General features: G+C 74.0%; 22 protein-coding genes and 3 tRNA genes. 18 read left to right on the plus strand and 7 right to left on the minus strand.

Translation table 11 applies throughout. The features are described from left to right. The first annotated feature begins 121 nt into the window (after positions 1 to 121). From LV78_RS13075 to LV78_RS13115, 9 genes are all read left to right on the plus strand, one after another. Positions 122 to 475 (plus strand): PadR family transcriptional regulator, encoded by a 354-nt coding sequence (locus LV78_RS13075; RefSeq protein ID WP_253845447.1) that lies wholly within the window; start codon positions 122 to 124, stop codon positions 473 to 475. After that, positions 472 to 1,158, plus strand: a complete 687-nt coding sequence (locus LV78_RS13080; protein ID WP_253845448.1) for an HAAS signaling domain-containing protein — start codon at positions 472 to 474, stop codon at positions 1,156 to 1,158. The genes LV78_RS13075 and LV78_RS13080 overlap by 4 nt, the downstream gene beginning before the upstream one ends. A 311-nt stretch (positions 1,159 to 1,469) precedes the next feature. After that, positions 1,470 to 3,524, plus strand: a complete 2,055-nt coding sequence (locus LV78_RS13085) for a serine hydrolase domain-containing protein (RefSeq protein WP_253845450.1) — start codon at positions 1,470 to 1,472, stop codon at positions 3,522 to 3,524. 44 nt (positions 3,525 to 3,568) lie between these two features. After that, positions 3,569 to 4,858, plus strand: coding sequence for a sensor histidine kinase (locus LV78_RS13090; RefSeq protein WP_253845452.1), 1,290 nt, complete (start codon positions 3,569 to 3,571; stop codon positions 4,856 to 4,858). Positions 4,859 to 4,879: 21 nt separating this feature from the next. Further along, complete coding sequence (locus LV78_RS13095; RefSeq protein WP_253845454.1) at positions 4,880 to 5,533, plus strand: response regulator; 654 nt, start codon at positions 4,880 to 4,882, stop codon at positions 5,531 to 5,533. A 461-nt stretch (positions 5,534 to 5,994) separates the two neighbouring features. Continuing rightward, positions 5,995 to 7,215 (plus strand): sedoheptulose 7-phosphate cyclase, encoded by a 1,221-nt coding sequence (locus LV78_RS13100; protein WP_253845455.1) that lies wholly within the window; start codon positions 5,995 to 5,997, stop codon positions 7,213 to 7,215. Then, positions 7,212 to 8,057 carry an O-methyltransferase gene (locus tag LV78_RS13105; RefSeq protein WP_253845456.1) on the plus strand — a complete coding sequence of 282 codons (846 nt, stop codon included), beginning with the start codon at positions 7,212 to 7,214 and terminating at the stop codon, positions 8,055 to 8,057. Before LV78_RS13100 ends, LV78_RS13105 begins: the two co-directional genes overlap by 4 nt. Beyond that, the gene (locus LV78_RS13110; protein ID WP_253845458.1) at positions 8,054 to 9,391 is read left to right on the plus strand and encodes an ATP-grasp domain-containing protein; all 1,338 of its coding nucleotides are present in this window, start codon (positions 8,054 to 8,056) and stop codon (positions 9,389 to 9,391) included. The genes LV78_RS13105 and LV78_RS13110 overlap by 4 nt, the downstream gene beginning before the upstream one ends. Positions 9,392 to 9,394: 3 nt before the next feature. Then, on the plus strand, positions 9,395 to 10,414 hold the full coding sequence (locus LV78_RS13115) for a D-alanine--D-alanine ligase family protein (RefSeq protein ID WP_253845460.1): 1,020 nt from the start codon (positions 9,395 to 9,397) through the stop codon (positions 10,412 to 10,414). A 15-nt stretch (positions 10,415 to 10,429) separates the two neighbouring features. Here LV78_RS13115 and LV78_RS13120 read toward each other — a convergent pair whose 3' ends face one another. Next, the gene (locus tag LV78_RS13120) at positions 10,430 to 11,596 is read right to left on the minus strand and encodes a GIY-YIG nuclease family protein (RefSeq protein WP_253845461.1); all 1,167 of its coding nucleotides are present in this window, start codon (positions 11,594 to 11,596) and stop codon (positions 10,430 to 10,432) included. A 360-nt stretch (positions 11,597 to 11,956) separates the two neighbouring features. Between LV78_RS13120 and LV78_RS13125 the strand changes: the two genes are divergently transcribed. Beyond that, positions 11,957 to 12,100 (plus strand): hypothetical protein, encoded by a 144-nt coding sequence (locus tag LV78_RS13125; protein ID WP_253845464.1) that lies wholly within the window; start codon positions 11,957 to 11,959, stop codon positions 12,098 to 12,100. A 16-nt stretch (positions 12,101 to 12,116) separates the two neighbouring features. Here LV78_RS13125 and LV78_RS13130 read toward each other — a convergent pair whose 3' ends face one another. Next, on the minus strand, positions 12,117 to 12,710 hold the full coding sequence (locus LV78_RS13130) for a sugar O-acetyltransferase (RefSeq protein WP_253845467.1): 594 nt from the start codon (positions 12,708 to 12,710) through the stop codon (positions 12,117 to 12,119). Positions 12,711 to 12,826: 116 nt separating this feature from the next. On the opposite strand from LV78_RS13130, the gene LV78_RS13135 reads away from it, so the two are divergent. The 5 genes from LV78_RS13135 to LV78_RS13155 all read left to right on the plus strand — a co-directional run bounded on the left by LV78_RS13135 (position 12,827) and on the right by LV78_RS13155 (position 15,163). Next, entirely contained in the window at positions 12,827 to 13,243 is a 417-nt protein-coding gene (locus LV78_RS13135) for a YybH family protein (protein WP_253845468.1), read from the plus strand. A 33-nt stretch (positions 13,244 to 13,276) separates the two neighbouring features. After that, a tRNA-Gly gene (locus LV78_RS13140) sits at positions 13,277 to 13,350 on the plus strand. Positions 13,351 to 13,388: 38 nt separating this feature from the next. Continuing rightward, positions 13,389 to 13,462: transfer RNA gene (locus LV78_RS13145), tRNA-Gly, on the plus strand. Positions 13,463 to 13,629: 167 nt separating this feature from the next. Next, positions 13,630 to 13,707 (plus strand) — tRNA-Ala (locus LV78_RS13150). A 16-nt stretch (positions 13,708 to 13,723) separates the two neighbouring features. Then, entirely contained in the window at positions 13,724 to 15,163 is a 1,440-nt protein-coding gene (locus tag LV78_RS13155) for an SDR family NAD(P)-dependent oxidoreductase (protein ID WP_253845471.1), read from the plus strand. A 15-nt stretch (positions 15,164 to 15,178) separates the two neighbouring features. Here LV78_RS13155 and LV78_RS13160 read toward each other — a convergent pair whose 3' ends face one another. Genes LV78_RS13160 through LV78_RS13170 form a run of 3 tightly spaced genes read right to left on the minus strand, consistent with a single transcriptional unit; the run spans position 15,179 to position 19,239 of the window. Then, positions 15,179 to 17,008 (minus strand): AAA family ATPase, encoded by a 1,830-nt coding sequence (locus tag LV78_RS13160; protein ID WP_253845474.1) that lies wholly within the window; start codon positions 17,006 to 17,008, stop codon positions 15,179 to 15,181. Further along, complete coding sequence (locus LV78_RS13165; RefSeq protein WP_253845476.1) at positions 17,005 to 18,414, minus strand: vWA domain-containing protein; 1,410 nt, start codon at positions 18,412 to 18,414, stop codon at positions 17,005 to 17,007. Before LV78_RS13165 ends, LV78_RS13160 begins: the two co-directional genes overlap by 4 nt. Before the next feature lie 6 nt (positions 18,415 to 18,420). Next, the gene (locus LV78_RS13170; protein ID WP_253845478.1) at positions 18,421 to 19,239 is read right to left on the minus strand and encodes a hypothetical protein; all 819 of its coding nucleotides are present in this window, start codon (positions 19,237 to 19,239) and stop codon (positions 18,421 to 18,423) included. A gap of 209 nt (positions 19,240 to 19,448) precedes the next feature. Between LV78_RS13170 and LV78_RS13175 the strand changes: the two genes are divergently transcribed. Continuing rightward, positions 19,449 to 20,270 carry an SDR family oxidoreductase gene (locus tag LV78_RS13175; protein WP_253845479.1) on the plus strand — a complete coding sequence of 274 codons (822 nt, stop codon included), beginning with the start codon at positions 19,449 to 19,451 and terminating at the stop codon, positions 20,268 to 20,270. Positions 20,271 to 20,290: 20 nt separating this feature from the next. After that, on the plus strand, positions 20,291 to 21,169 hold the full coding sequence (locus tag LV78_RS13180) for a LysR family transcriptional regulator (protein WP_253845575.1): 879 nt from the start codon (positions 20,291 to 20,293) through the stop codon (positions 21,167 to 21,169). A 117-nt stretch (positions 21,170 to 21,286) separates the two neighbouring features. Here LV78_RS13180 and LV78_RS13185 read toward each other — a convergent pair whose 3' ends face one another. Together LV78_RS13185 and LV78_RS13190 are read right to left on the minus strand one after the other, a co-directional pair. Continuing rightward, complete coding sequence (locus LV78_RS13185) at positions 21,287 to 21,682, minus strand: bacteriophage spanin2 family protein (RefSeq protein WP_253845481.1); 396 nt, start codon at positions 21,680 to 21,682, stop codon at positions 21,287 to 21,289. A 172-nt stretch (positions 21,683 to 21,854) separates the two neighbouring features. Beyond that, the gene (locus LV78_RS13190; protein WP_253845483.1) at positions 21,855 to 22,718 is read right to left on the minus strand and encodes a helix-turn-helix domain-containing protein; all 864 of its coding nucleotides are present in this window, start codon (positions 22,716 to 22,718) and stop codon (positions 21,855 to 21,857) included. Positions 22,719 to 22,848: 130 nt separating this feature from the next. Between LV78_RS13190 and LV78_RS13195 the strand changes: the two genes are divergently transcribed. After that, the gene (locus LV78_RS13195; RefSeq protein WP_253845484.1) at positions 22,849 to 23,835 is read left to right on the plus strand and encodes an aldo/keto reductase; all 987 of its coding nucleotides are present in this window, start codon (positions 22,849 to 22,851) and stop codon (positions 23,833 to 23,835) included. Positions 23,836 to 24,157 lie beyond the last annotated feature (322 nt).

Raw genomic sequence — 24,157 nt, forward strand, 5'->3', positions numbered from 1 at the left:
GTGGTGCGGGCGTGCGGCCGGGCGCGTGGCGTGGCTGTCGCCTGTCACCTGTCGTCGTGTCCTGACCTGCGTGTTCAGTTCGCCCGCCCACTACCTTGCGGTGCAAGGTAGCATGTTGTGCATGGAAGCCGGGGGCGCTGATCGCAGTCCGTTGGCGCAGATGCGCCGAGGGGTCGTGGAGCACTGCGTGCTCGCCCTGCTCCGCGATCGCGAGCGGTACGCGGTCGAGCTGGTCGAGGTGCTCCGGGAGCGCGGGCTCATCGCGGGCGAGGGGACGGTCTACCCCCTGCTCGCCCGGTTGCGGAAGCAGGGACTGGTCGAGACCCAGTGGCAGGAGAGCGGCAGCGGGCCGCCTCGGCGGTACTACCGCGCCAGCGCCGAGGGGGTCGCGGCCGTGGAGCGCTTCGCCCGTGACTGGGCGGTGCTGCGGGACTCGGTCGACCTGGTCATCGAAGGTGAGGGGGAACGCGCGTGAACGAGTCGATCGACGAGCACCCGCTGGTCAGCGCCTATCTGGAGGAGTTGCTCCTGCTGGCCTCGCGGCTCACGCCCCGTCGACGGGCCGAGCTGGTGGGCGACATCGCCGGGCACATCGCCGAGTCGTTGCCCGAGCACCCCACCGAGGCGCAGATCCGCCAGGTGCTCGACCGGGTGGGCGACCCGCAGGAGATCGTCGACGCCGAGATCGCCGAGAATCCACTGCCCCACAACGGAAACAGCAACGGAAACGGCAACGGCAGCGGCAGCGGGACCGGTGGCGGCGGTGGCGCGGTGGGGACCCCGCCGGTCGACCCGTCCGCGCGGCTCCCGCTCACCCCGGTCGACGTCGCGGGTCTGGTGCTGCTGCTCATCGGACCCGCGCTGCTCCCACCGGTCGGCTACCTGATCGGCGCCGTCCTGGTCGTCGCCTCACCGCGCTGGTCGGTCGCCGCCCGCCTGCTGTTCGTCGCCGCGCCCGCCGTGGTGGTCTTCGGGTACTTCGTCGGAGCCGTGGCCCAGGGCGCGTGGCACAGCCTCTCCGACCTGGTCGACGACCCCTACGGCGCGGCGGGCTCGTTCCTCGGCACCTGGGTGTCCGTGCTGCTCTGCACCACGCTCCAGGTCATCGCCCTGCTCCTCCAGTGGCGCCACACGGATCGTCGACCGGTCACCGCCTGACCGCACCACGCCCACCGGCGCCCGGCCCGTCCCACCGGACGGCCGGGCGCTCGTCCGCGCCCGACGCCGCACCGTCCACTGTGGCCTCAACCGCCCCGCCCACCCTCTCCGGCGAAACCGTCCACCACCTTCCCCCGCACCGGGTTACCGTCCCCGCGCAGGAGGCGATCTCCTACTCAAGTCGCAATCCGATCCCCGCCCTGCGCCAGAAGACCCGACCCCGCTGCCCGCAATAGCTTCTAGGACAACCGAAGCCGGACCGCGCACACCGAGGTCCGGCACACCCGATCCCGGAAGGCAGCACCGAGCACGTGAGCCCCCACGACGCACCCCCGAGGCCCTCGGCGCCGCCGCGCGCCGCCCGTTCGCGCAGGGCGGGCGCGCTGGTCGCGGTCGCCGCCGCCGCGCTGCTCGCCGGTTGCGGCGCGGCGCCCGGTCAGGGGCCTGCCCCGCACGTCACCACCCCCGCCGCGCCCGAGACCGCCCGGCTCACCGAGGCCGACGTCAACGCCTGGCTCGACGGCGTCATCCCGGCCGGTCTGGAGAACGGCGGGGTCGTCGGCGCCACGGTCTCCGTCGTCCACGACGGCCGGATCCTCACCTCGCGCGGCTACGGCCTCGCCGCGACCGGCGCCGCCGACACCCCGGTCGACCCCGAGAAGCACCTGTTCCGGCCCGGTTCGGTGTCCAAGCTGGTCACCGCCACCGCCGTCATGCAGCAGGTCCAGGCGGGCAAGATCGACCTCGACGCGGACATCAAGCAGTACCTCGACTTCGACCTCCCCACCGAGTTCGACACGCCCATCACCACCCGCCACCTGCTCACCCACACCCCCGGCTTCGAGGAGCGCGTCACCAACCTGCTCCGCCTGGACGGCGTGCCCGCGAACCTGCGCGAGGGCCTGGTGACCGACCCGCCGGTGCAGGTCTACGAGCCGGGCACCACCCCCGCGTACTCCAACTACGGCAACTCGCTGGCCGGCTACCTGGTCGAGCGGGTCACCGGCACCCGGTTCGAGGACTACGTCCAGCGCGAGGTCTTCGACCGGATCGGCATGGCGTCCTCCTCGTTCGAGCAGCCGCTGCCCGAGCGCCTGGCCGACCGCATGTCCGGCGGCTACAACGACTCCGCCAACCCCGCCGCCCAGCCGTTCGAGATCGTCACCACCCCGCCCGCGGGCGCGCTGTCCGCCTCCGCCACCGACATGGCCCGCTTCATGCTGGCCCACCTCGGCGCGCAGACCGGCGGCACGCCGCTGCTGGACGAGGCGACCACGAAGCTCATGCACCAGGGCGCCCTCGGCGTCGAGCAGCTCGGCGGCATCGCGGACGGCCCGCGCATGACGCTCGGCTTCTTCGACGAGAGCCGCAACGGCCACCGCATCATCGGCCACGGCGGCGACACGAACTTCTTCCACTCGCACCTCCAGCTCTACCCCGGCGCGGCCCCCGGCCAGGGCACCGGCCTGTTCGTCTCGTTCAACAGCACCGGCGTCAACGGCGGCGTGCAGGGCGTGCGCAACGCCGTGCTGAACGGCTTCGCCGACCGCTACTTCCCGAAGGGCGCAGCCGCCGAGGGCGCCCCGGCGGTGGAGTACGACCACGACGCCGCCCCGCTCGACCGGGTCCAGGCCGCGAAGCTGGCCGCGCGCGTCCAGGGCGAGTACGACTCGTCCCGCCGCATGGACTCCACGCTGCTCTCCGCGATCGACCTGACCAGCCGCACCACCGTCACCGCCCGCGAGGACGGCACCCTGCTCTTCCAGCCAGGCCCCGCCTCCGCGAGCCCGGCGGTCTACGAGGCCATCGGCGAGCACACCTGGCGCGAGGTCGGCGGCCAGCGCGTGCTGTCCACCCGGATCGAGGACGACCGGGTCACCGGCATCGCCTACGAGGACGCGTTCACCCTGCTGCCCACCCCGGCGCAGCGCTCGGCGGGCCTGGTGCTCCCGGTGCTGATCGGCTCGCTCGTCGTCCTCGCGCTGGCCGTGATCTCCTGGCCGATCGCGGCCGTCGCCCGCCGCGCCATGGGCGTGGCTCCCCGCGACCGCGCCGGTCGACTCGCCCGCGTCCTGGCCAAGGTCGGCACCCTGCTCGGCGTGCTCGCCGCCGCGGGCTGGGCGGTCTCGGTGACGGGGCTGATGCAGCTCCAGGACATCCCCGTCGCGCAGATCCGCGTCCTCCAGCTCTTCCAGCTGCTCGCGCTGCTCGCGGTGCTCCCGGCGGGCGTGCGCCTGCACGACGACGTCCGCCGCCGCACCGGGTGGACCAGGGTGGTCGGCAGCGCGCTGGTGCTGCTGGCGCTGATCGGCCTCGGCTGGTTCGCCGTGGAGTTCAACTTCCTGGCGCTGGACATCTCCTACTGACCCCGCCCGGCGCGAGCCGGACCGCACCGAGGACTCTCACGCACATGGACGACCACCCCAGCGGCGCCTGGCCCTCCGGAAGGCTCGACCGACTGCTCACCCGGATCGGCGTGACCGGCCGGTTCGCCAGGGACTGCCTGCTGGCGGTGGTCGTCGCGGCGCTCAGCACCGGGATGCTCCTGGTCCTGTTCGAGGTCGACCTGCCCTCGTCCACCACGCGGTTCAGCACCACCCGCAAGATCGCGATCAGCGCGCTGATCCTCGTCCAGGCGCTGCTGCTGTGCCTGCGCCGGATCGCGCCCGCGCCGCTCATGGCGGTCATGGCGGTCACCCAGGCGGCCATCACGATCGCCACGCCCGACGCGGCCTCGGTGCGCGGGTTCGCCCCGTTCATCGCGGCCATCACGCTCGGCGCGCTGCTGCCGGTGCGCAGGGCCGTCGTCGTCGCGGCGTCGGCGGCGGGCCTGGAGGTGGCCATCACGCTCGGCGCGCTGCTGCTCGGCCAGGTGTCGTCGATGTCCAGCATGGTCATGGGCTTCGCGCTGGAGCCCGACACCCCCAGCTCCCCCCTCGCCGCGCTGTTCGGGCACACCGCCGCCAGCCTGCTCGCGTTCGTCGGCGGCGTGTTCGTCGGCAACTACTTCGCCACCCAGCGCCGCTACGCCGCCCTGCTGCGGCTGCGCGCCGACGAGGCCGAGCGCGAGCAGCAGGCCAGGATCGCCTCCGCCATCGGCGAGGAGCGCGCCCGGATGGCCCGCGAGCTGCACGACGTGGCCGCGCACCACCTGTCCGGCATGGTCGTGCAGGCCTCCGCCGTCGAGCGGCTGATCGACCGCGACCCCGCCGCCGCCAAGGAGGGCGTGGTGTGGCTGCGCGGGCAGGGCAGGGAGACGCTCGACAACCTGCGGATGGTCGTCGGCGTGCTGCGCGGCGGCGAGGACGGCGAGGACGCGCCGGTGCCGGGCCTGGAGGTGCTGGACGGGCTGGTGCGCACCGCCGCCGAGCTGGGCGCGCGGGTCGAGCTGGTCAGGGAGGGGCACGAGCGGCCGGTGCCGCCGATCGCGGACATCGCCCTGTACCGGGTGGTGCAGGAGTCGCTGTCCAACGCCCGCCAGCACGCGCCCGGCGCGCCGGTCCGGATCAGCCTGCGCTACCTGCCGAGGAAGGTCGAGCTGGAGGTCGTCAACGAGCGGCCCCGGCAGCCGGGGGGCGGTCCGGGCAGCGGGGTCGGGCTGATCGGGATGCGCGAGCGCGCGCAGCTGATCGGGGCCGCGTTCAGCGCCGCGCCGACAGCGGCCGGTGGCTGGTGTGTCATGGTGAGCCTCCCGACCTGACCCGAAGGTGGAGGCCCTCCCGTGATCTCGGTGGTGCTCGTCGACGACCAGGCGGTCGTGCGCGCCGGTTTCCGCGTCATCCTCGACACCGAGGACGACCTGCGCGTGGTCGGCGAGGCCGCCGACGGCGACAGCGCGGTCGACCTCGTCGCCCGGCTCAAGCCGGACGTGGTGTGCATGGACGTGCGGATGCCCGGCGGCGACGGCCTCACCGCCACCCGCCGCATCACCACCGCGCTGGCCGACCCGCCGCCGGTGCTCGTGGTCACCACGTTCGACCTGGACGAGTACGTGTTCGGCGCGCTGGAGGCGGGCGCCAGCGGGTTCATCCTCAAGGACTGCGACCCCGAGGACCTGGTCGCCGCGATCCGCAAGCTCGCCGCCGGTCATGGCCTGCTCGACCAGGCGGTGACCCGCCGGGTGATCAGCGAGTTCGCCCGCCGCACCCCGCTGCCCTCCGCCGACGCCGCCGCCGACCACCAGCTCACCGCGCGGGAGCGGGAGGTCGTGGTGCTGCTGGCCGAGGGCCGCTCGAACGTGGAGATCGCCGAGGCGCTGTTCATCGAGCCCAGCACGGTCAAGTCGCACCTGGGCCGGGCGATGACCAAGATCGGCACCAGGGACCGGCTCCAGACCGTGGTCTGGGCCTACCAGAACGGCCTCGCCGCCCGCTGAGGGCGTGCTCCGGTGGGGCGCTCCGGTGGGGCGCTCCGGCAGGGCGCGCCGACCCGCCCGCCGGGGGCGCGCGGAGGATCAGACCACTTCCGCGCGGGTTCCGCTTGATGACCGGGCGAGCACCACCCTGCCGCCCGACACCGCTTGCCGCCGATCGAGTGGCCGCGCCGGGTGGGCGCGCTGCGTGTATTGCTCCACAGCGGAGCGTGACGGTAGCGTCCTCACCGTTCGCCGACAACACGATCCGGCCGTCGCGCCCCGCTCGAGAAAACGGGTGGCGCGCCACGCGGCGCCCCTTCCGGTCGTGCCCGCACACGACCCTCTCCCGAGCACTCCCGCGCAGGTGTCGGCAACCGCGCGCGGGACGGCGCTCCGCCCCCACCGCACACCGCACCGCTCCGGCGCTCCCGCACGGGACCGCGCCGCGACCGGCGCTGCCCTCCTGCCGACGGGAACGAGCCATGACGACGAACCTCACCGCGACGGTCACCGCCACGGAGCACGACTTCCGGGTGCGCGCCGTCGAGGAGCGCGACTACCTGCTGACCTACGTGGACGGGGCGTTCTCCCCGCACAACGGCCGGATCGCCGAGCACCACCGCGCGCACGGCCGGTGCCTGATGATCGTCGACGCCAACGTCCACCGCCTGCACGGCGACCGCATCCGGGCCTACTTCGAGCACCACGGCATCGCGCTCACCGCGCTCCCGCTGGCCATCGACGAGACGCAGAAGTCGCTGCGCACCGTCGAGCGGATCGTGGACGCCTTCGGTGAGTTCGGGCTCATCCGAAAAGAACCCGTGCTGGTGGTCGGCGGCGGCCTGCTGACCGACGTGGCCGGGTTCGCGTGCGCGGTGTTCCGCCGCTCCACCGACTACGTGCGGGTCCCCACCTCGCTGATCGGGCTCATCGACGCCAGCGTCGCCATCAAGGTCGCGGTCAACCACGGCCGCACCAAGAACCGGCTCGGGGCGTTCCACGCGTCCAAGGAGGTCGTGCTCGACTTCTCGTTCCTGGAGACGCTGCCGACCGAGCAGGTGCGCAACGGCATGGCCGAGCTGGTCAAGATCGCCGTGGTCGCGAACGCGGAGGTGTTCCGGCTGCTGGAGAAGTACGGCGAGGACCTGCTGCACACCTCGTTCGGCACGGTCGACGGCACCCCGCAGCTGCGCGAGACCGCCCGCAGGGTCACCCACGAGGCCATCGGCACCATGCTGGCGCTGGAGGCGCCGAACCTGCGGGAGCTGGACCTTGACCGGGCGATCGCGTTCGGCCACACCTGGAGCCCCGCGCTGGAGCTGGCCCCGGAAACCCCTTACCTGCACGGGCACGCGATCAGCGTCGACATGGCGCTGTCCTGCACGATCGCCGAGCGGCGCGGCTACCTGGCCACCAGCGAGCGCGACCGGATCTTCTGGCTGCTGAGCAGGGTCGGGCTGTCGCTGGACAGCCCGCACCTGACGCCGGAGCTGCTGCGCGCGGCCACCGAGTCGATCGTGCAGACCCGCGACGGGCTCCAGCGCGCCGCGATGCCCCGGCCCATCGGGACGTGCTGCTTCGTCAACGACCTCACCGAGTCCGAGCTGCTGGACGGGCTCGCCGCGCACCGCGAGCTGGTCGCCCGCTACCCCAGGGGCGGCGCGGGCGAGGACGTGCGGGTGACCAGGAGCGGTGCCGCGTGAACCCGTCGCCCACCAAGGGGTCCGTGCCCGGCGCCGTGTCCGCGCCGGGCGCGCCCCGCCCCGTGACGCCGGTGGCGCTGCTCGCCGACACCCTGGCCCGGTTGGCGGCGCGGTCGGACCTGCCACCCGACGTCGCCGCCGAGCTGCGCGGCGCCGCCGAGCTGGCGTCCGGAGTGGACGGTTACGCCCGCCGGTGCACCACACCCGAGTCGCCCGCGCTGCGCGAGCTGGCCGCCAGGACCGCCGAGCACGACTGGCGGGAGCGGGGCGGCGGGGTCGCGCTGGAGCAGGAGATGCTGTCCGGGCACGTCGAGGGGCAGCTGCTCAAGACGCTGGTGCGGGCGCTGCGGGCGCGGCGCGTGCTGGAGATCGGCATGTTCACCGGCTACTCGGCGCTCGCCATGGCCGAGGAGCTGCCGGAGGACGGGGTCGTGGTGGCCTGCGAGCTGGACCCGGACGTTGCGGGGTTCGCCCGCGACCGGTTCTCCGCGTCGCCGCACGGCGGGAAGGTCGACGTGCGGGTCGGGCCCGCCCTCGGCGCCCTCGCGGAGCTGGCGGGCGGCGAGCCGTTCGACCTGGTGTTCGTGGACGCGGACAAGGCCGGGTACACCGACTACCTGACCGCCGTGCTGGACACCGGGCTGCTCGCGCCGCACGGGCTGGTCTGCGTGGACAACACCCTCATGCAGGGCAAGGCGTACCTGCCCGGCGCGCGCGACGAGGTGGGCGACGCGGTGGACCGGTTCAACCGGCACGTGGCGGATCGGGCGGACGTGGCGCAGGTGCTCGTGCCGGTGCGCGACGGGCTCACCCTGATCCGCCGGGTGGGGGAGGGGACGTGAGCGGAGCCGTTGCCCCGCAAGGGGTTCCCGGTCGGCACGGGCGGGTGGCCAGGACCCTGGGCGCGCTCGCGCTGCTGCTGGCGGCCCTGCCGTTCAGCGCCGCCCTCGTCGCGGTGGCGGCGCTGCGCGCGGCGGTCCGGCCCACGCCCGCGCGGGCGGCGCCGAGGCGGCCGAGGACGGTGCTGCTGACCGGCGGCAAGATGACCAAGGCGCTGCACCTGGCACGCGCGTTCCACCGGGCCGGGCACCGGGTCGTGCTGGTCGAGACGGCCCGCTACCGGATGACCGCGCACCGGTTCTCCCGCGCGGTCGCCGCGTTCCACGTCGTGCCCGACTCGGCCGACCCCCGGTACCCGCGAGCGCTGCTGGCGATCGTGGAGCGGGAAGGGGTGGACGTGTTCGTGCCGGTGTGCAGCCCGGCGTCCAGCGTCCACGACGCCGCCGCCGCGCCGCTGCTGGCCACCCGGTGCGAGGTGCTGCACGCCGGGCTGGAGGTGGTGGAGCTGCTGGACGACAAGCACCGCTTCGCCGAGCTGTCCGCCGAGCTGGGCCTCGCGGTCCCGCGCTCGCACCGGATCACCGCGCCGGAGCAGGTGGCGGACCTGCCGCTGGACGGGCCGTACGTGCTCAAGAGCATCCCGTACGACCCGGTGAACCGGCTGGACCTGACCCCGCTGCCGAGGCCGACCCGCGCGGAGACGCTGGAGTTCCTGCGCGGCAAGGACATCCGGGACGGGCACCCCTGGGTGCTCCAGGAGTTCGTGGCGGGCAAGGAGTACTGCACGCACAGCACGGTGCGCGACGGGCGGGTGGTGGTCTACGGGTGCTGCGAGTCCTCGGCGTTCCAGGTGAACTACGCGATGGTGGACAAGCCGGAGATCGAGCGCTGGGTCCGGGCGTTCGCCGAGGCGACGGGCGTGACCGGGCAGGTGTCGTTCGACTTCATCGAGTCGGCGGACGGGCGCGCGCTCGCCATCGAGTGCAACCCGCGCACCCACAGCGCGATCACCATGTTCCACGACCACCCGGACCTGGCCCGCGCCTACCTGGACCCGGACGCGCCGCCGATCCGCCCGCTGCCGTCGAGCAGGCCGACCTACTGGCTGTTCCACGAGCTGTGGCGCGCGCTGTCCGAACCGGGCGCCGCGCGGGAGCGGCTGCGGGTCGTGGCGCGGGGCAAGGAGGCGGTGTTCGACTGGTCCGACCCGCTGCCGTTCCTGCTGCTGCACCACGTGCACGTGCCGTGGTTGCTGCTGCGGGCGCTGGTGACCGGGCAGGACTGGGTGCGGGTGGACTTCAACATCGGCAAGCTGGTCGCGCCATCGGGGGACTGATCCGTGCTTCGCGTTCTGCACCTGACCGGTTCGCCGGTGAGCCCGTTCTTCGCTGAGTTGTCCACTGTGTACGGTCGGGACTGCCTGCGCGCGACGGCGGACCCGGCGCGCTACGAGTTCCACGTGGCGCACGTGACCCCGGACGGCCGCTGGCGCTTCCCCGCCGACCTGACGGCGGGGGCGTTGGCGGTCGCGCCCGCGCTGGACCTGCCGGACGCGCTCGGCGAGATCCGGTCCCTGGCCGTGGACGTGGCCGTGCCGCAGCTGTTCTGCCTGCCCGGCATGACCACGTACCGGGCGCTGCTGGACGCGCTGGGCGTCCCGTACCCCGGCAACCCGCCGGACGTGATGGCGCTGGGCGCGGACAAGGCCAAGACGCGCGCGGTGGTGGCGTCGGCGGGCGTCCCGGTGCCGGAGGGCCGGGTGGTGACCCCGGCGGACCCCTGCCCGCTCCCGCCGCCGTTCGTGGTCAAGCCGGTGGACGCGGACAACTCGGACGGCCTCACCCTGGTCCGCGACCCGGCTGACTACCGGGCGGCCCTGGAGGTGGCGTTCGCCTGCTCGGCGCGCCCCAGGGCGCTCGTGGAGCGCTACGTGCCGCCGGGCCGGGAGGTCCGCTGCGGCGTGCTGGTCCGGGACGGCGTCCCGACCGCGCTGCCGCTGGAGGAGTACCCGCTGCCGTCGGGCGTGCGCCCGCGCGCCGACAAGCTGGCCGACGACGGGGACGGCGGCCTGTCCCTGGTGGCGAAGGCGGCGGGCCGCTCGTGGATCGTCGACCCGGCCGATCCGGTGACCGAGGTGGTGCGGGAGCAGGCGCTGCGCTGCCACGAGGCGCTGGGGTGCCGCGATTACGGCCTGTTCGACTTCCGGGTCGACCCGGAGGGGCGGGCGTGGTTCCTGGAGGCGGGGCTGTACTGCTCGTTCGCGCCGACGAGCGTGATCACGACGATGGCGGGCGCGGCGGGGATCGGGCTGGCGGAGCTGTTCGGGGAGGCGGTCGCGGCGGCCGTGCTCAGGGGGTGAGGGTTGGGAACTCGATCAGAGCGGCTCCTGCTGGGCGGACACGTCCGGCTCGGGGCGCGGGCGGACCCACCGGTCAAGGCCGTCGATGTGGGTTCGCGGCTCGAACTCCCCGATGGCGGACGCGTAGAACGACGCCATCAGCTGGGTCAGGCGAAGCCCCTGGACCACCATGGTCCGGTTGATGTGCTCACCTGCGGCGCCGCTTTCCAAGGCGTGGTCCGCGAGCCTGGCGAGGTTCGAGGCCTGTCGCGCGATGCGCACGGACTGGTGTCCCCAGTCCTGCCTGGTCTGCTCGTCGACCAGGGAGAAACGCCGTGAGGGGGGCGGTTCGGCCGGTTCCACGACGTCGAAGATCCGGGTGCTGAGCAGTGCGCCGAAACGGCTCTCGGCGAGCAACCGCTGGTAGAGCGTGGACTCGAGCGCGTCGAGGCGCTGACGGGCCAAGGTTTTCGACTCGGGGGACTTGGGGTGGGATTCGTTCTCCCACAGCGGCCACAGCTCCATCTCCGCGACCTCGCGCACGTCCAGGATGCCTGATGCCGTGGCATCAGTGCGCTGGTGCGACAGGTGCCGGCTGACCCGCGCGCGCAACGACTCGACGGTCTGGCCGAGGTAAAGGGGCTCACCGTCGTAGTCGTAGAACACGAAGCAGCCGTGCTTCGCGTCGGCCCACCGCCTGCCTTGGTCGTCCACCTGGGTCAGCGCGTCGTTGAGCAGCGCCTTGAAGGAGCGCACGCGCGACGGTAGGAATCGGTTCTGCTGTGCCCGCTGGTGCGTGGACGTCTGACTTGAGCGGGTGGAGGGCCACGTGCGCGGGGCGCCCGGGGGTGAGGGCTCGGTCAGGGGGGCGGAGGGCTCCTCCGCGCGTGGCGAAGTGCTCGCTTTCGGGCTTTCGGTCTGCGAGGCCAGCCGGATCTTGCGCCACAGGGTGAACCAGTGGTCGACTACCTCGGCGTGTTCGGGCAGCGTCCCGCCATCGCGGTGGCGCAGCACGGCGCGGACGAACGCCCGCACTATCTCGGGCTTGGTCTGACGCTTCCCTGTCAAGAGCGCGTGGACGCTGCCAACCGAGATCGACTCCCGATCTTTGCTGGTCAGCCTGCTGATGAGTGCGAAGCTCGGTTCACCGCAGTCGATGCGCAGTTCCCGCAGTTCCCGTGCGAAGTGCTCGATGGTGGGCACTTCAGATGGAGTGGTCACGCTTTCCTCGCTGCAAGATGAATGGTGCTGAACGCCGGTGAACGTGTTCGGGCGCAGCGGAGCGGTTCGTGCGGTCAGCTGTAGTGATCAACTTTGTTCAGGAACGTTCAAAATTCTGGACCGCTCAGGTTGAACATGTCAAGCTGCTGTCAGCACCGAAGAATGGAGACGCACCCCATGTCCGACGATCATGTCGATCCCTGCTCGCGCGACGTGCCAGGAGCGTGTGGTGAACGCCCCTTGCGGTCGGGGTCGAGCGAGCCGGTGGGCGGCTGGTCCCGTTGCCCGGTCTGTTCCGGTACCCCCTCGAGCAGGGGCGGGCTGGTTGAACAGCGAACCGCCTTGATCGTCGTCGCGTCGATCCTCTGCGGTTCGATCGTCGGTCCGCTGACCTACTTCGCCTCGTTGAACGTCGCCAGTGCCGTCCTTGGTGGCGTTGCCGCCACCGGGGCCGCCCTTGTCGCCCTGCCCGCCCTCATTCGCTAGCCGACCGGAACACCGCTCACTCCGCCCCGATCTCCCGCACCACCCGAGCCGGGTTCCCCACGGCCACCGCGTTCGCGGGCACGTCGCGCGTCACCACCGCCCCGGCGCCGATCACGCTGTTGTCCCCGATCGTCACCCCTGGGCACACCACGACCCCGCCGCCCAGCCACACGTTGTCGCCGATCGTGATCGGCTTCGCGGCCTCCAGCTTGTCGCGCCTCGGTTCCGGCTCCACCGGGTGGGTGGGGGTCAGCAGTTGCACGCCCGGTCCGAACTGGCAGTCCTCGCCGATCGTGATCGGGGCGACGTCCAGCGCGGTCAGGTTGTAGTTCACGAACGTCCGCGCCCCGATGCGGATGTTCTCGCCGTAGTCCACGAACAGCGGCGGCTTCACCACCACGCCCTCGCCGACCTCGCCCAGCACCTCGGCGAGCAGTCGCCTCGCCTCCTCGTCGCGGCTCGCGGTGAACGCCACCCGGTAGTCCTCCAGCAGCGCCAGCGCCCGCCGGGCGATCCGCTCGCTCTCCGGGTCGTCGGCGACGTACAGCTCGCCCGCCAGCATCCGCTCGCGGTTGGTCCTGGGGTCGCCCGCGAAGTAGTCCCTCGGCATGTGTACGAACGTACCACTGTCCCGCCGGTCCGCCGGGTGGGTGCGGCGCACCCTGGGGGCGAGGTCGCCGCGCGCCTAGCGTCGGACCCGTCGACCGAGCGAAGGAGCCACCGATCATGACCACCACTACCGTCGAGCAGCTCCACCGGGACTGGGTCTTCGGCTGGGAGCGCGCCCCGCACGACCCGCCGTTCGACTTCGCCGCCGCCCAGGGCCACCGGTACGCCGAGGGCGAGGTCCTGCTCTACGACGACTTCGACCCCGAGCACCGCACCGCCCGCACCGCCCGCGAGTACGGCGCCATCTGGGAACCGGCCTTCCGCGACCTGCGCCTGGCCCGCCACACCGTCGTCTCCGGGCCGCACGTGCTGGAGCTCGGCGACCTGGCCGCGTCCACCCTGGTGTTCGAGGTGGACCTGGAGACCGCCGACGGGACCCGGTCGCGGTTGCGCACCACGACCTCCCTGGTGTGGCGGTGGGGCTCCGGCGAGTGGCGGATCGTGCGCGAGCACAACTCCTCGGTCCGCCTGTGAACCCGCGCCCCCGGCGCTAGGATGCCCAGCTGTCCGGGTCGTAGCGCAGAGGCAGTCGTCCCACCTTTCCAGGGTGGTCCACGCGGGTTCGAATCCCGCCGCCCGGACACCCCGGCGTCCCGGCGGCTATCCTGGCCCGCGCTGCCGGGGTCGTAGCGCAGGGGCAGTCGCGCCCGCCCGCCAGGCGGGAGCACGCGGGTTCGAATCCCGCCACCCCGGCAGCCCCGCGCCCCCCCCGGTAAGATCATCGGCAATGCCGGGGCCGTAGCGCAGGGGTAGACGCGCCGTTCCTCGTTCCAGGGGCGGAGGACGCGGGTTCGACTCCCGCCGTCCCGGCAGCCGCGCTCCACACCGGACAGCCCCGACCGGCTACGATCCCCGGCAATGCCCCGGTCGTAGCGCAGAGGCAGTCGCACTCGTCTCGCAGGCGAGGTCACGCGGGTTCGAATCCCGCCGCCGGGGCAGGCCCGAAGGGGAGACGTGGCGCACGACGAGTTCGACGAGGCGGCCTTCCACGCCGCCCTCGCCCGCCTGCGCGCGCTCCCCGACGACGACCCGGTCCGCCTGCGCGCCGAGCGGGCCGCCGAGTCGCTCGTCCGCGACGGCAAGCGCCGCCGCCGCAAGACCCGCGACGCCCACCAGGCCGTCGCCGACGCCCGCACCCGCGCCGCCACCGCCACCGGCGCCGCCGACCGCAGGGACGACGCCCCGCTCGCGCCCGTGCCGCCCGCCCAGCCGAGCCCGACGCACCGCTCCCGGCTCTGCTACGTCTGCAAGCGCCCCTACCGGCTCGTGGACGCCTTCTACCACCTGCTCTGCCCCGAGTGCGCGAGCGACAACACCCGCCGCCGCACCGCGTCCACCGACCTCACCGGCCGCCGCGCGCTGCTCACCGGCGGGCGCGTCAAGATCGGCTTCCAGCTCGCCCTGATGCTGCTGCGCGACGGCGCCGAGCTGATCGTCACCACCCGCTTCCCGTGCGACGCCGCCCGCCGCTTCCGCGCCGACCCGAGCAGCGCGGACTGGCTGCACCGGCTCACCGTCGTCGGCGTCGACCTGCGCGACCCGCGCCAGGTGCTCGGCCTGTGCGACGACCTGCGCGCGGACGGCCGACCGCTGGACGTCCTGATCAACAACGCCGCCCAGACCGTCCGCCGCCCGCCCGAGGCCTACGCCCCGCTCACCGCCGCCGAGACCGGCCCGCTGCCGCCCGGCGTCCTGCTCGCCCCCGGCTACCGCGCCGCGCTCCCGGCCGACCAGAGCCGCGCCGCCCTCGAACTCGTGCTCGCGGACGGGGCCGCCGACCTCTCCGCAGGCGCCGCGCCCGCCCGTCTGGACGAGTCCGCCCGACCGGCCGCGCCTGCCCGACCAGCCATGCCCGCCCGACCGGACACCCCCGCCCGGCTGGACGAGGCTGGCCTGGTCCCGGACACCGCGCCCGCCAACTCCTGGTCCGCGCGCCTGGGCGAGCTCGACCCCGCCGAGGTCCTGGAGACCCAGCTGGTCAACGCCTTCGCCCCGGTCCTGCTGTGCGACCGCCTGCTGCCGCTGCTGCTCGCCGCACCGGCCCCGCGCCGCTACGTCGTCAACGTCACCGCCGTGGAGGGCCGCTTCGCGGTCCGCAACAAGACCTCCGGCCACCCGCACACCAACATGGCCAAGGCCGCCCTGAACATGCTCACCCGCACCAGCGGCCCCGACCTCGCCCGCCACGGCGTGCACATGTGCGCGGTCGACACCGGCTGGGTCACCGACGAGAACCCCGCGCCGAAGAAGGAACACCTCGCGCAGCAGGGCTTCCGCACCCCGCTGGACGTGGTCGACGGCGCCGCCCGCGTCTACGACCCGATCGTCCGGGGCGAGGCGGGCGACCCGGTCTCCGGCGTGTTCCTCAAGGACTACCGCGAAGCCGCCTGGTAGCCACGGGGAAGCGCCTCACCCCTTGCGCGGCAACGAGGTGAACGCGTCCACCCAGAACCGCTGCCGGTCCGGGGCCGCGCCGACCAGGTAGGTGGCCCGCAGCTTCGGCGGCAGCAGCACCACCAGCCGCCGCACCGCCTTCCGGTGCTTGCGCAGCTGCGACACCTCCGCGTTCGCCAGCACCCGGTGCACCACGTCGCTGTCGTCGTCGCCCTCGTCCGAGGCCTCCAGCGCCCGCCGCAACCGCGCCTCCCACACCTCCACCCGCCGCGCCAGGTCCCCGAGCCCGGCCACCGGCCGCCGCCGCTCGAACCGGTCCACCAGCGACTCCAGCGGCACCGGCGCGTACTCCCCGTCGCCGAGGTAGATCAGCGCCGACTCCAGCGGCAGCCCGTGCAGGTGCAGCTTCACCAGCCGCTCGGCGGTCCGCTTGGTCACCCACGCCCGCGCGTCGTCGTCCAGGTCGTGCTTCCACCAGTCCAGCACGGTCTCCGCGGGCGCCCCGTACCGCGCGATCAGCCACTCGTTCGCGGGCACGTCGCCCGGCTCCACCACCAGCGAGGCGGTGAACCGGGTCGCCTGCGCGATGTTGTTGCGCGACACGTTCAGCTTGCGCCCCAGGTGGTACGGCGGGTTCTGGATCGCGACCTGCGCGCGCAGCCCCGCGATCGGCCGCCCGGCCAGCGACCACTCCTGCGTGATCTCCATCAGCTTCGCGAACGCCGACCGGTCCTTGGGCCGGTTGTACTCGTCCCACACCACCGCCTTCGGCCCGCTCCCGGCGAACCGCGCGGCCAGCAGCGACTCCAGCGACCCGTCCGGCGTCGGCACCGGTACGCACAGGTCCTCCACGCTGGTCACCGGCATGGAGAAGTACACCGGGTCGCGCCCCAGCTCCTCCCGCACGACCTGCCGCACCAGCGCGGTCTTCCCGCACCCCGGCGGCCCCTGCAGCAGCACCGCCCACCGGTTCCGCAGCGCCGCCCGCAGCACCCGCCGCACCGGGTCGTCCACAGTGGACGGGTTGGGCACGCCCAGCGCGTCGGCGATCCGGTCCAGCACCTCGGTGGTGCGGTCCTCGCTCCGCCCGTCCGGCAGCCGCTCCACCAGCGCCATCCGCTCGCCGTTCACCAGCGGCAGCCCCCACACCAGCGGGAACCCCTCGCGCGCGTTGGCCAGCACGTGCTCCACGGTGCGCGGCGCCAGCGCCTCCCGCAGCGCCGGGCCCAGCGAGGACCACACGTCGAACACCCCGCGCAGGTCCCAGTCCCGGAACCGCTCGGCCAACCGCACCCGCCACGCCGTGTCATCCGCGCCGACCCGCACCGTCACCATGCGGTCCAGAACCGCCAGGTCGTCGCGCCGCGCGCCCGTCTCGGCCAGGTCCTCGTTGTCGGTCAGGAACACCCCGACGCAGCCCAGCTCGCGCAGGTCGTGCTCGCCGAGCGTCCAGTCGCACGCCACCTGCATCAGCTGGGACTGGATCGCGGGCCCGGCCTGGAGCGAGTCGTCGACCAGCAGCACGAACGGCCTGCCCGGCTTGAGCTGGCCCATGACGAGCTGGCGCAGCACCAGCTCCCCGGTCGCCGCGTCCCGCACCGGCGCGTTCACCAGCAGGTCGTCCGGGGTGAGGTTCGCGGCGGGCACGACCACCAGGGTCTTGTCCGGGTGCGCCTCGGCCAGGTGCGAGGTGAACGTGGCCGTCTTGCCGATGCCGTGCGAGCCGAAGACCTGCCCGGTCTGACCGGTGGCGATCATGGCGTCGATGAAGTCCGCCAGCCGCGACCCCCGGCCGCGCGGCGGCGGCTCCGGGTAGGTCGCGCTGGGGCGCCAGGTGCTGCTCACGTCCGCTGTCCCGTCTGGAGAACCGGTCTGATCCGGTGGCACGCCATCTGCGGCCGGTGCGCGTCCGGCCAGTCGTCGCCGCCGGGGGTGATGAGCCAGATCCACTTGTCCGGCTCGGCCGGGGTGACGCGGGGCGCGAAGCCGTCGGTGAGCACGACGACCGCGTCCACCGGACCGTCGAACCCGGCACCGTCCACAGTGGACTTCCCTTCGACGTGGTCCACCACCGCCTGGAAGTCGGTGCCGCCACCGCCGCGCACCGCCTGGCCGGGCGTGAACGGCACGACGGCGGTGTCGAACGCCAGCCAGCGCACCCGCGCGCCCTCGATCCGCCCCACCAGCTCCGCCATCCACGCCACCACGCCGTCCACCAGCGAGCCAGACACGTCGAGCGCGACCACCAGCGACACCTCGCGCCTCGGCCCCACCCGCGCCAGGGTCGGGTCGTGCCCGAGCGCGGCCAGCACCGCGCCGCGCTTGCGCGGGTACACCAGCCGCTCGCCGGGGCTGAGCAGCGTGCCCAGCACCCCGACCAGCCAGCGCTGCCACCAGTCGGTCACCTCGTGGTTCGAGGTCCGCCCGCGCACCAGCCCGGCCGCGCCGAGCCCGGACCACCGCCTGCTCGCGCTCTCCGAGGTGCCGTCGGTGCGGCGCACCAGGTCCGTCACCTCCGAGTCGGCGTGCCGGTTGCCCCTGCGGGCGGACAGCAGCGCGTCCAGCAGCGCCGACGAGGCCAGCGCGTCGGCGGACCCCTGGTCCAGCGGCGCCTCGCCCTCGCCCTGGTGCACGCACACGGCGGTGGGCACGGGCGGGGTCGCCATCCGCTTGAGCTCGCGGTAGATCCCGAGGTCGGTGGCGGTGAAGGCCTGGTACGCCAGGGGGTCCAGGCCACGTCCGGCCAGATCCTCGCGGTAGCGGTCGTGCACGGCCCTCGGGTCGACGCCGACCGGTTCCCCGGCCACCTCGGGCAGACCGGTGCGGCGCAACCGGATCAGCGCCACGTGGTTGATCGCGACCTCGGCGGCGAGCGTGAACAGCGGGTCGCCCGCCAGCTCCGGCTCGACGAACAGGTGCCGGTGCACCAGGTGCCTCGCCTCGTGGAACAGCACGAACTTCACGCCGTCCAGGCCCAGCGCCACGAAGAAGTCCGGGTTGTAGAGCAGCAGGCACGAGCCGTCGCCGGAGGCCACGACCGCCGCCGTCGGCACCGCCGTGGTCGGGACCTGGTGGCGGCACTTGGCGAACAGCCACGACGCGACCGGCGAGCCGGACAGGCCGAAGTCCAGCAGGGCCGCCTCCTTGAGCCGGGTCGCCTCCGCCACCACCTCGGGCGCCGCCGGTCGCCACGCCAGCAGGGCCCTCCGGTCGGCCAGGTCGACGACGTGCCGCCGCGCCGAGCGCTCCACCGCGCGTCAGACCCGCGTGATCGCGCCGCAGGTGCGCAGCAGCTCCGGCGCGGTGCCGGTGAACGTGGGCAGCAGCTGCGCCAGCACCGACCAGGCCTCCAGGTCCTCGCCCAGCTCCTCGCGCACCAGCGGGCCCAGCGCGGCGGCGGCCTCGGCCGCGCGGTGCGGGAACGCCCACCTGCCGGTGTTCAGCACCTGCAGGACGTAGGAGGTGTTCGGGAACTCCAGCGCGTACTCCGCCGCGTCGCGCACCAGCCCCGCGTCGCGCAGGCGGGTGCGGTGCTTGCGGTGCGTGGCCAGCGCGAGGCGGACCTCGTGCGGGCAGTCCACCCGGCCCGCCACCGCCCACTTCGCGTAACCGGGCAGCGGCTCCGCGCGGTCGGCGGCCACGACCGCCTCCCAGTCGTCCCAGGCGACCGCGCCCGCGGCCTGGTTGCCCTCCGACATGCTGGTGACCGAGCGCAGCAGCGCGATCGCGCCCTCGGTGGTGTCCGCGCCGTCCGGGAGCGGCGGCGGGGCGTGGTCGCACCTGGAGTAGCAGTCGAGCACCGGCAGCGGGCCCGGCGCCGAGCCGAACGGCACGCCCGTGGCGATCCGGCGGCGCAGCGACCAGTCGGGCAGGGAGTGCGCGATCGCCCGGTTGACCTCGGGGTCGTCGTTCTCCAGCCGCCACAGGATCGCGGAGCGGAACGGGAACCAGTCCGCCTGGAAGCGCGGCCGGTCGTCCGGCGGCAGGTCGATCCGCTGCCGCACCGCCGAAGCGAGGTCCGGGTCCACTTCGGACAGCAGCAGCTGCACACCCGACGTCGTCCCCGCTCGCACCATGGGCGGGAGTATCGCACTCGCGGGGCGAGCGGCGGAGCGGATTCCCGGTGGGGGAGAGGCGGAACACGCGCGCGGGCCGTGGGGCGCGCCGGTCCCGCGAGCGGGAGGTATGCGGATTCCGCATGGCTGCCGTGCTCGATCATCGCTGGTCGGCATGGGTGCGGATCACTAGCGTCGGTGGGGTCGTCAACCGGAGGGGAAGTGCTCGCATGTCCACCACGTGGTTCGTCACCGGGTCGTCCAGGGGGATCGGGCGGGAGATCGTCGAGCGGGTCCTGGCGCGCGGGGACCGGGTCGCCGCGACGCTGCGCGCGCCCGAGCGGCTGGACGACCTGGCCGAGCGGCACGGCGACCGGCTGTGGCGGCGCGCGCTGGACGTCACCGACACCGCCGAGGTCGAGCGCGCGCTCGCCGAGGCCGTCGCGCGCTTCGGGCGGCTCGACGTCGTGGTGTCCAACGCCGGGCACGGGGTGTTCGGCGCGGCCGAGGACCTGAGCGACCGGCAGGTGCGGGACAGCGTCGACACCAACCTGACCGCGTCGATCCAGCTCGCCCGGCGGGCCGTCCCCGTGCTGCGGGCGCAGGGCGGCGGGACGCTGGTGCAGATGTCCAGCATGGGCGGGCACCTCACGTTCCCCGGCTTCGCGATCTACCACGCCACCAAGTGGGGCCTGGAGGGCTACTTCGAGGCGCTGGCGCGCGAGGTCGAGCCGTTCGGCGTCAGGACCGTCCTGGTCGAACCGGGCATGGTGCGCACCTCGTTCTACGACGCGGCCACCAGGGTCCCGGTCAGCGAGCCGTACCGGGGCGGGCCCGCCGACCAGGAGCCGGTGCCGGTGGAGCGGATGCCGGGCAGCCAGTCCGGGGTGGCGCACGCGGTGATCGAGGCCGCGCTGTCCGCAGACCCGCCGCTGCGGCTGCTGCTGAACTCGGACGCGCACGAGCTGGTCACCGGGGCGGTCCGGGAGCGGCTGGCCGCGTTCGAGGCGCGGAAGGACGCGGCGTTCGCGGCGGACGCCGAGCGGCCCTGATACTGGTCGCCGTGTCCGGGATGACCCTGCTGGGGCTGCGCGTGGTGGTCGAGGTGGCGCGGCGCGGGTCGTTCACCGCCGCCGCCGAGGCGCTCGGCTACACCCAGTCCGCCGTGTCCCGCCAGGTCGGGGCGATGGAGACCGCCGCGGGGAGCCCGCTGTTCGAGCGCGGGGCGCGCGGCGTCCGGCCGACCCCGGCGGGCGAGGCGCTGCTCGGGCACGCCAGGCGGGTCGTCGCCCACGTCGAGGCGGCCGAGCTGGAGATCGCCGGGCTGCGCGACCGGCTGGCCGGGCGGCTGGTCGTCGGCGCCTACCCGACGGCCGCCGCCGCGCTGGCGCCGGGCGCCGTCGCCCGGCTGCGGACCGCGCACCCGGCGCTGGTCGTGTCGCTGGGCGAGGCGGGCAGCCCCGCGCTGCTGCGCAGGCTGCGCGCCGGGCGGCTGGAGGTGGCGGTGATCGCGGTCGGCGACGGGCTGCCCGACTACGACCTGACCGGGCTGGTGGTCGAGCAGGTGCCGGGGCGCTCCGGGATGGGCGTCGCGGTGGCCGACGACCACCCGTTCGCCGGGCAGGCCGAGGTGGACGTGGCGCAGCTCGCCGACCAGGTGTGGGTCGTCGGCGCGGGCAAGGAGGGCGAGCCGCAGTTCGGCGCGTGGCCCACGCTCGTGGACCCGGTGGTCGGGCACGAGGCGCGGAGCTGGCCGACCCGGTTCGGGCTGGTGGCGGCCGGGCTGGGCATCACGGTGCTGCCCGGCCTCGCCGCGAGCACCGCGCCGCGCGGCGTGACCTGGGTGCCGGTGCGCGACCCGGAGCTGGTGTGGGGCAGGCGGACCGTGGCCCTGACCCGCCCCGACCGCTCGGACGCGGCGAGCGCGTTCGTGCGCGCGCTGCTGGGGTGAGCCCGCGCCGGACCGCTCTGTGCCGAACCGCTCTGCGCCGGACGTGTCGGGGCCGGACGTGTCGGCGCCGGACGTGTCGGGGGCGGGCGAGCCGGGGTCGGGCGCCCTGGCGCCCGGTCAGGACGCGCAGGCGCTGGTCAGCGTGGCGACCTGCTGGGCCTTGAGCTCCAGCCACTGCGCGGGCCGGGTGATCACGTCGTCCACGGTGACCTCGCGCAGCGTCGTGGCCAGCGCGGTGATCGCCTCGTTGACCGTGGTGTCCGCCGCGCGGGCGGCCAGGTCGCCGAGGTCGGCGGCGGCGGTGTGCGCCTGGTCGACGGCCTGCTCGGGGTTGCCCGTGTCGAACGACGCGCTGGTCCGGGCGAGCGCGTCGGTGCACACCTGGATGGTGGAGGCGGTGTCGGCGACCGAGGCCGCCGTGTCCGAGGCCTCCTGCAGCGCGCCGCACGCGGACAGCGACAGCACGGCCGCGACGGCGGCGACAGCGGTGGTGATTCGGGTGGTGGCGCGCATGGCGGGTCCTCCGGCTCTCGTTCGGGCCAGAGGTCTCCCCGACCACCGCCTGACGCGGTGGCGCCGTGACCGGGTCGTCGCGGGACGACCGTACTGACGATCACGGGCGGAGTGGGTACTCCCCTCTGCCACCAGGGTGCCGGTGGATCGGCGGACCGTCAAGCTCCGCAGGTCAGCCCAGGTGCACCTGCCTGCCGGGGAACTCCTCCACCCCCAGCACGCGCAGCAGGTCGAGCCGCTCCCGGCTCTCCGCGTCGGCCGGGGTGAGCACGAGCAGCAGCTGCCGCTGGTCCGGCGTCACGAGCGTCTCGCAGTCCATCACCAGCCTGCCCACCGCCGGGTGCAGCAGCGTCTTGCGATCCACCGCCCGCACCGCGACCTCGTGCCCGGCCCACAGCCGCCGGAAGTCGGCGCTCAGCGCGGACAACCGCCCGACCAGCCGGTTCGCCACCGCCTCGTCCGCCGTCCCCACCCGCCGCCCCACGGCCGCCCGCAGGTCCGCGACCAGGCTCCGCGAGTGCCGCTCGCGCTCCTCCGGGGCGTGCGCGGCGAGCGCGTCCGGGTCGGTGAACCAGCGGTGCAGCAGGTAGCGGTCGTCCCCGGTGAACGCGCCGTGGTCACCCATCAGCAGCACCGCCGCCCGGTTCTGCGCCAGCGTCTCGCCCAGGTCCGACAGCACCACCGCCGGGGTGCCGTCGATCAGGTCGAGCAGCCGCACCAGCCCGGCCCGCGCCTGCCGCGCCGAGCCCGACGCGGGCGGCGGCTGGTGACCGGCCAGGCGGAACAGGTGGTCGCGCTCGTCGGCGGACAGCCGCAGCGCCCGCGCCAGCGCCCCGAGCAGCTGGGTGGACGGCTGGCTGCTGCGGCCCTGCTCCAGGCGCACGACGTAGTCGGTGGACATGCCCGCGAGCATCGCCACCTCCTCGCGGCGCAGGCCGGAGGTGCGGCGGCGCGGGCCCTCGGTGAGGCCGACCTCGGCGGGTCGGATCGCCTCGCGGCGGCGGCGCAGGAAGTCGGCGAGCTGGTCCCGGTGCACGGGGGTCATGGTCGTCCGCGCGAGCGCCGCGAGCCAGGGAGCGGCCCTCCCACGATCAGCGCTCCGCTCCCGCCGGGCCGCCGCGCCGCGCAGGGTTGGCGCGGTGACCGCAGCTTCGAGGAGCGATGAGATGCAGAGCCGAACCACGAGCCGACCCGCCGCGTCCAGGCTGGGGCTGGGAGCGATGGCGATGTCCGGCGCGTACGGCGCGTCCGACCGGGAGGAGAGCCTGGCGACGGTGCGCGCCGCGCTGGACGCGGGGGTGACCCTGATCGACACCGGCGACTTCTACGGGTCGGGGCACAACGAGCTGCTGCTGGCGGAGGCGCTGCGGGGGAGGGCGCGGGAGGAGTACGCGCTGAGCGTGAAGTTCGGGCAGCTGATCGGACCGGGGATGGAGTTCCTCGGCGCGGACGCGCGGCCGTCGTCCGTGAAGAACTACCTGGCGCACTCGCTCACCAGGCTGGGCGTCGACCACGTGGACGTCTACCGGCCCGCGCGGCTGGACCCGGCCGTGCCGGTCGAGGACACGGTCGGGGCGGTCAAGGAGCTAATCGAGGCCGGGCACGTGCGGCGCCTTGGGCTGTCGGAGGTGGGTGCGGAGACGATCCGCCGGGCGCACGCGGTGCACCCGGTCGCCGACCTGCAGATCGAGTACTCGCTGATCTCCAGGGCGGTGGAGGCCGAGGTGCTGCCGGTGCTGCGCGAGCTGGGGATCGGGGTGACCGCGTACGGGGTGCTGGGGCGGGGGCTGATCTCCGGGCACTGGGACCCGTCGCGGGTGGCGGCGGGGGACCACCGGGCGCGCTCGCCCCGGTTCGGCGCGGGGAACGTGGAGCACAACCTGTCGCTGGTGGAGGCGCTGCGCGCCGTGGCGGGGGAGAAGGGGTGCACGGTGGCGCAGCTGGCGATCGCCTGGGTGGCGTCGCGGGGTGACGACGTCGTGCCGCTGGTGGGGGCGCGGACGCGGGAGCGGCTGGCGGAGGCGCTGCCCGCCGCCGAGCTGGAGCTGACCGAGGGGGACCTGGCGGCGATCGAGCGCGCGGTGCCCGCCGGTTCGGCGCGGGGCGACCGGTACCCGTCGGCGATGATGGCGTCGTTGGCGGTGGGGAATTAGCGGCTGGGCCGTTGGAGGATTCCACCGGGCTGGGAAGAAAACGGCATATGGGTGAAAAGGCCCGCTTCCCTCTTCATTGCGCCTGCCTTCGAGTGCGCCGGTGTGCGAGCCTTGACCGGCGCGAACAAGCTTTTCCGCGCGTGTGCGACCGCCTCCAGGGGGCGTATCGCCAGTCGGCCACTCGGCCGACTGGCGACGCGGGAAAAGAGGAGGTCGTAGTGGAGAAGCATACTGCCGAGACGATTCAGATCATGCTCATCGTGATCGTTCTGATCGTCGTTGTCGGATTCGCGAGAGTGGTCTGATGTAAAGAGGGCACCCC

It is taken from the genome of Actinosynnema pretiosum (assembly GCF_024171695.1).
In the GTDB taxonomy this organism is placed as follows: domain Bacteria; phylum Actinomycetota; class Actinomycetes; order Mycobacteriales; family Pseudonocardiaceae; genus Actinosynnema; species Actinosynnema pretiosum.

Coding starts and splice junctions, on each gene's coding strand:
- LV78_RS13075 (WP_253845447.1), top strand. CDS start 122: ATGGAAGCCGGGGGCGCTGATCGCAGTCCGTTGGCGCAGATGCGCCGA.
- LV78_RS13090 (WP_253845452.1), top strand. CDS start 3,569: ATGGACGACCACCCCAGCGGCGCCTGGCCCTCCGGAAGGCTCGACCGA.
- LV78_RS13100 (WP_253845455.1), top strand. CDS start 5,995: ATGACGACGAACCTCACCGCGACGGTCACCGCCACGGAGCACGACTTC.
- LV78_RS13130 (WP_253845467.1), bottom strand. CDS start 12,710: ATGCCGAGGGACTACTTCGCGGGCGACCCCAGGACCAACCGCGAGCGG.
- LV78_RS13135 (WP_253845468.1), top strand. CDS start 12,827: ATGACCACCACTACCGTCGAGCAGCTCCACCGGGACTGGGTCTTCGGC.
- LV78_RS13170 (WP_253845478.1), bottom strand. CDS start 19,239: ATGGTGCGAGCGGGGACGACGTCGGGTGTGCAGCTGCTGCTGTCCGAA.
- LV78_RS13175 (WP_253845479.1), top strand. CDS start 19,449: ATGTCCACCACGTGGTTCGTCACCGGGTCGTCCAGGGGGATCGGGCGG.
- LV78_RS13180 (WP_253845575.1), top strand. CDS start 20,291: ATGACCCTGCTGGGGCTGCGCGTGGTGGTCGAGGTGGCGCGGCGCGGG.
- LV78_RS13185 (WP_253845481.1), bottom strand. CDS start 21,682: ATGCGCGCCACCACCCGAATCACCACCGCTGTCGCCGCCGTCGCGGCC.
- LV78_RS13195 (WP_253845484.1), top strand. CDS start 22,849: ATGCAGAGCCGAACCACGAGCCGACCCGCCGCGTCCAGGCTGGGGCTG.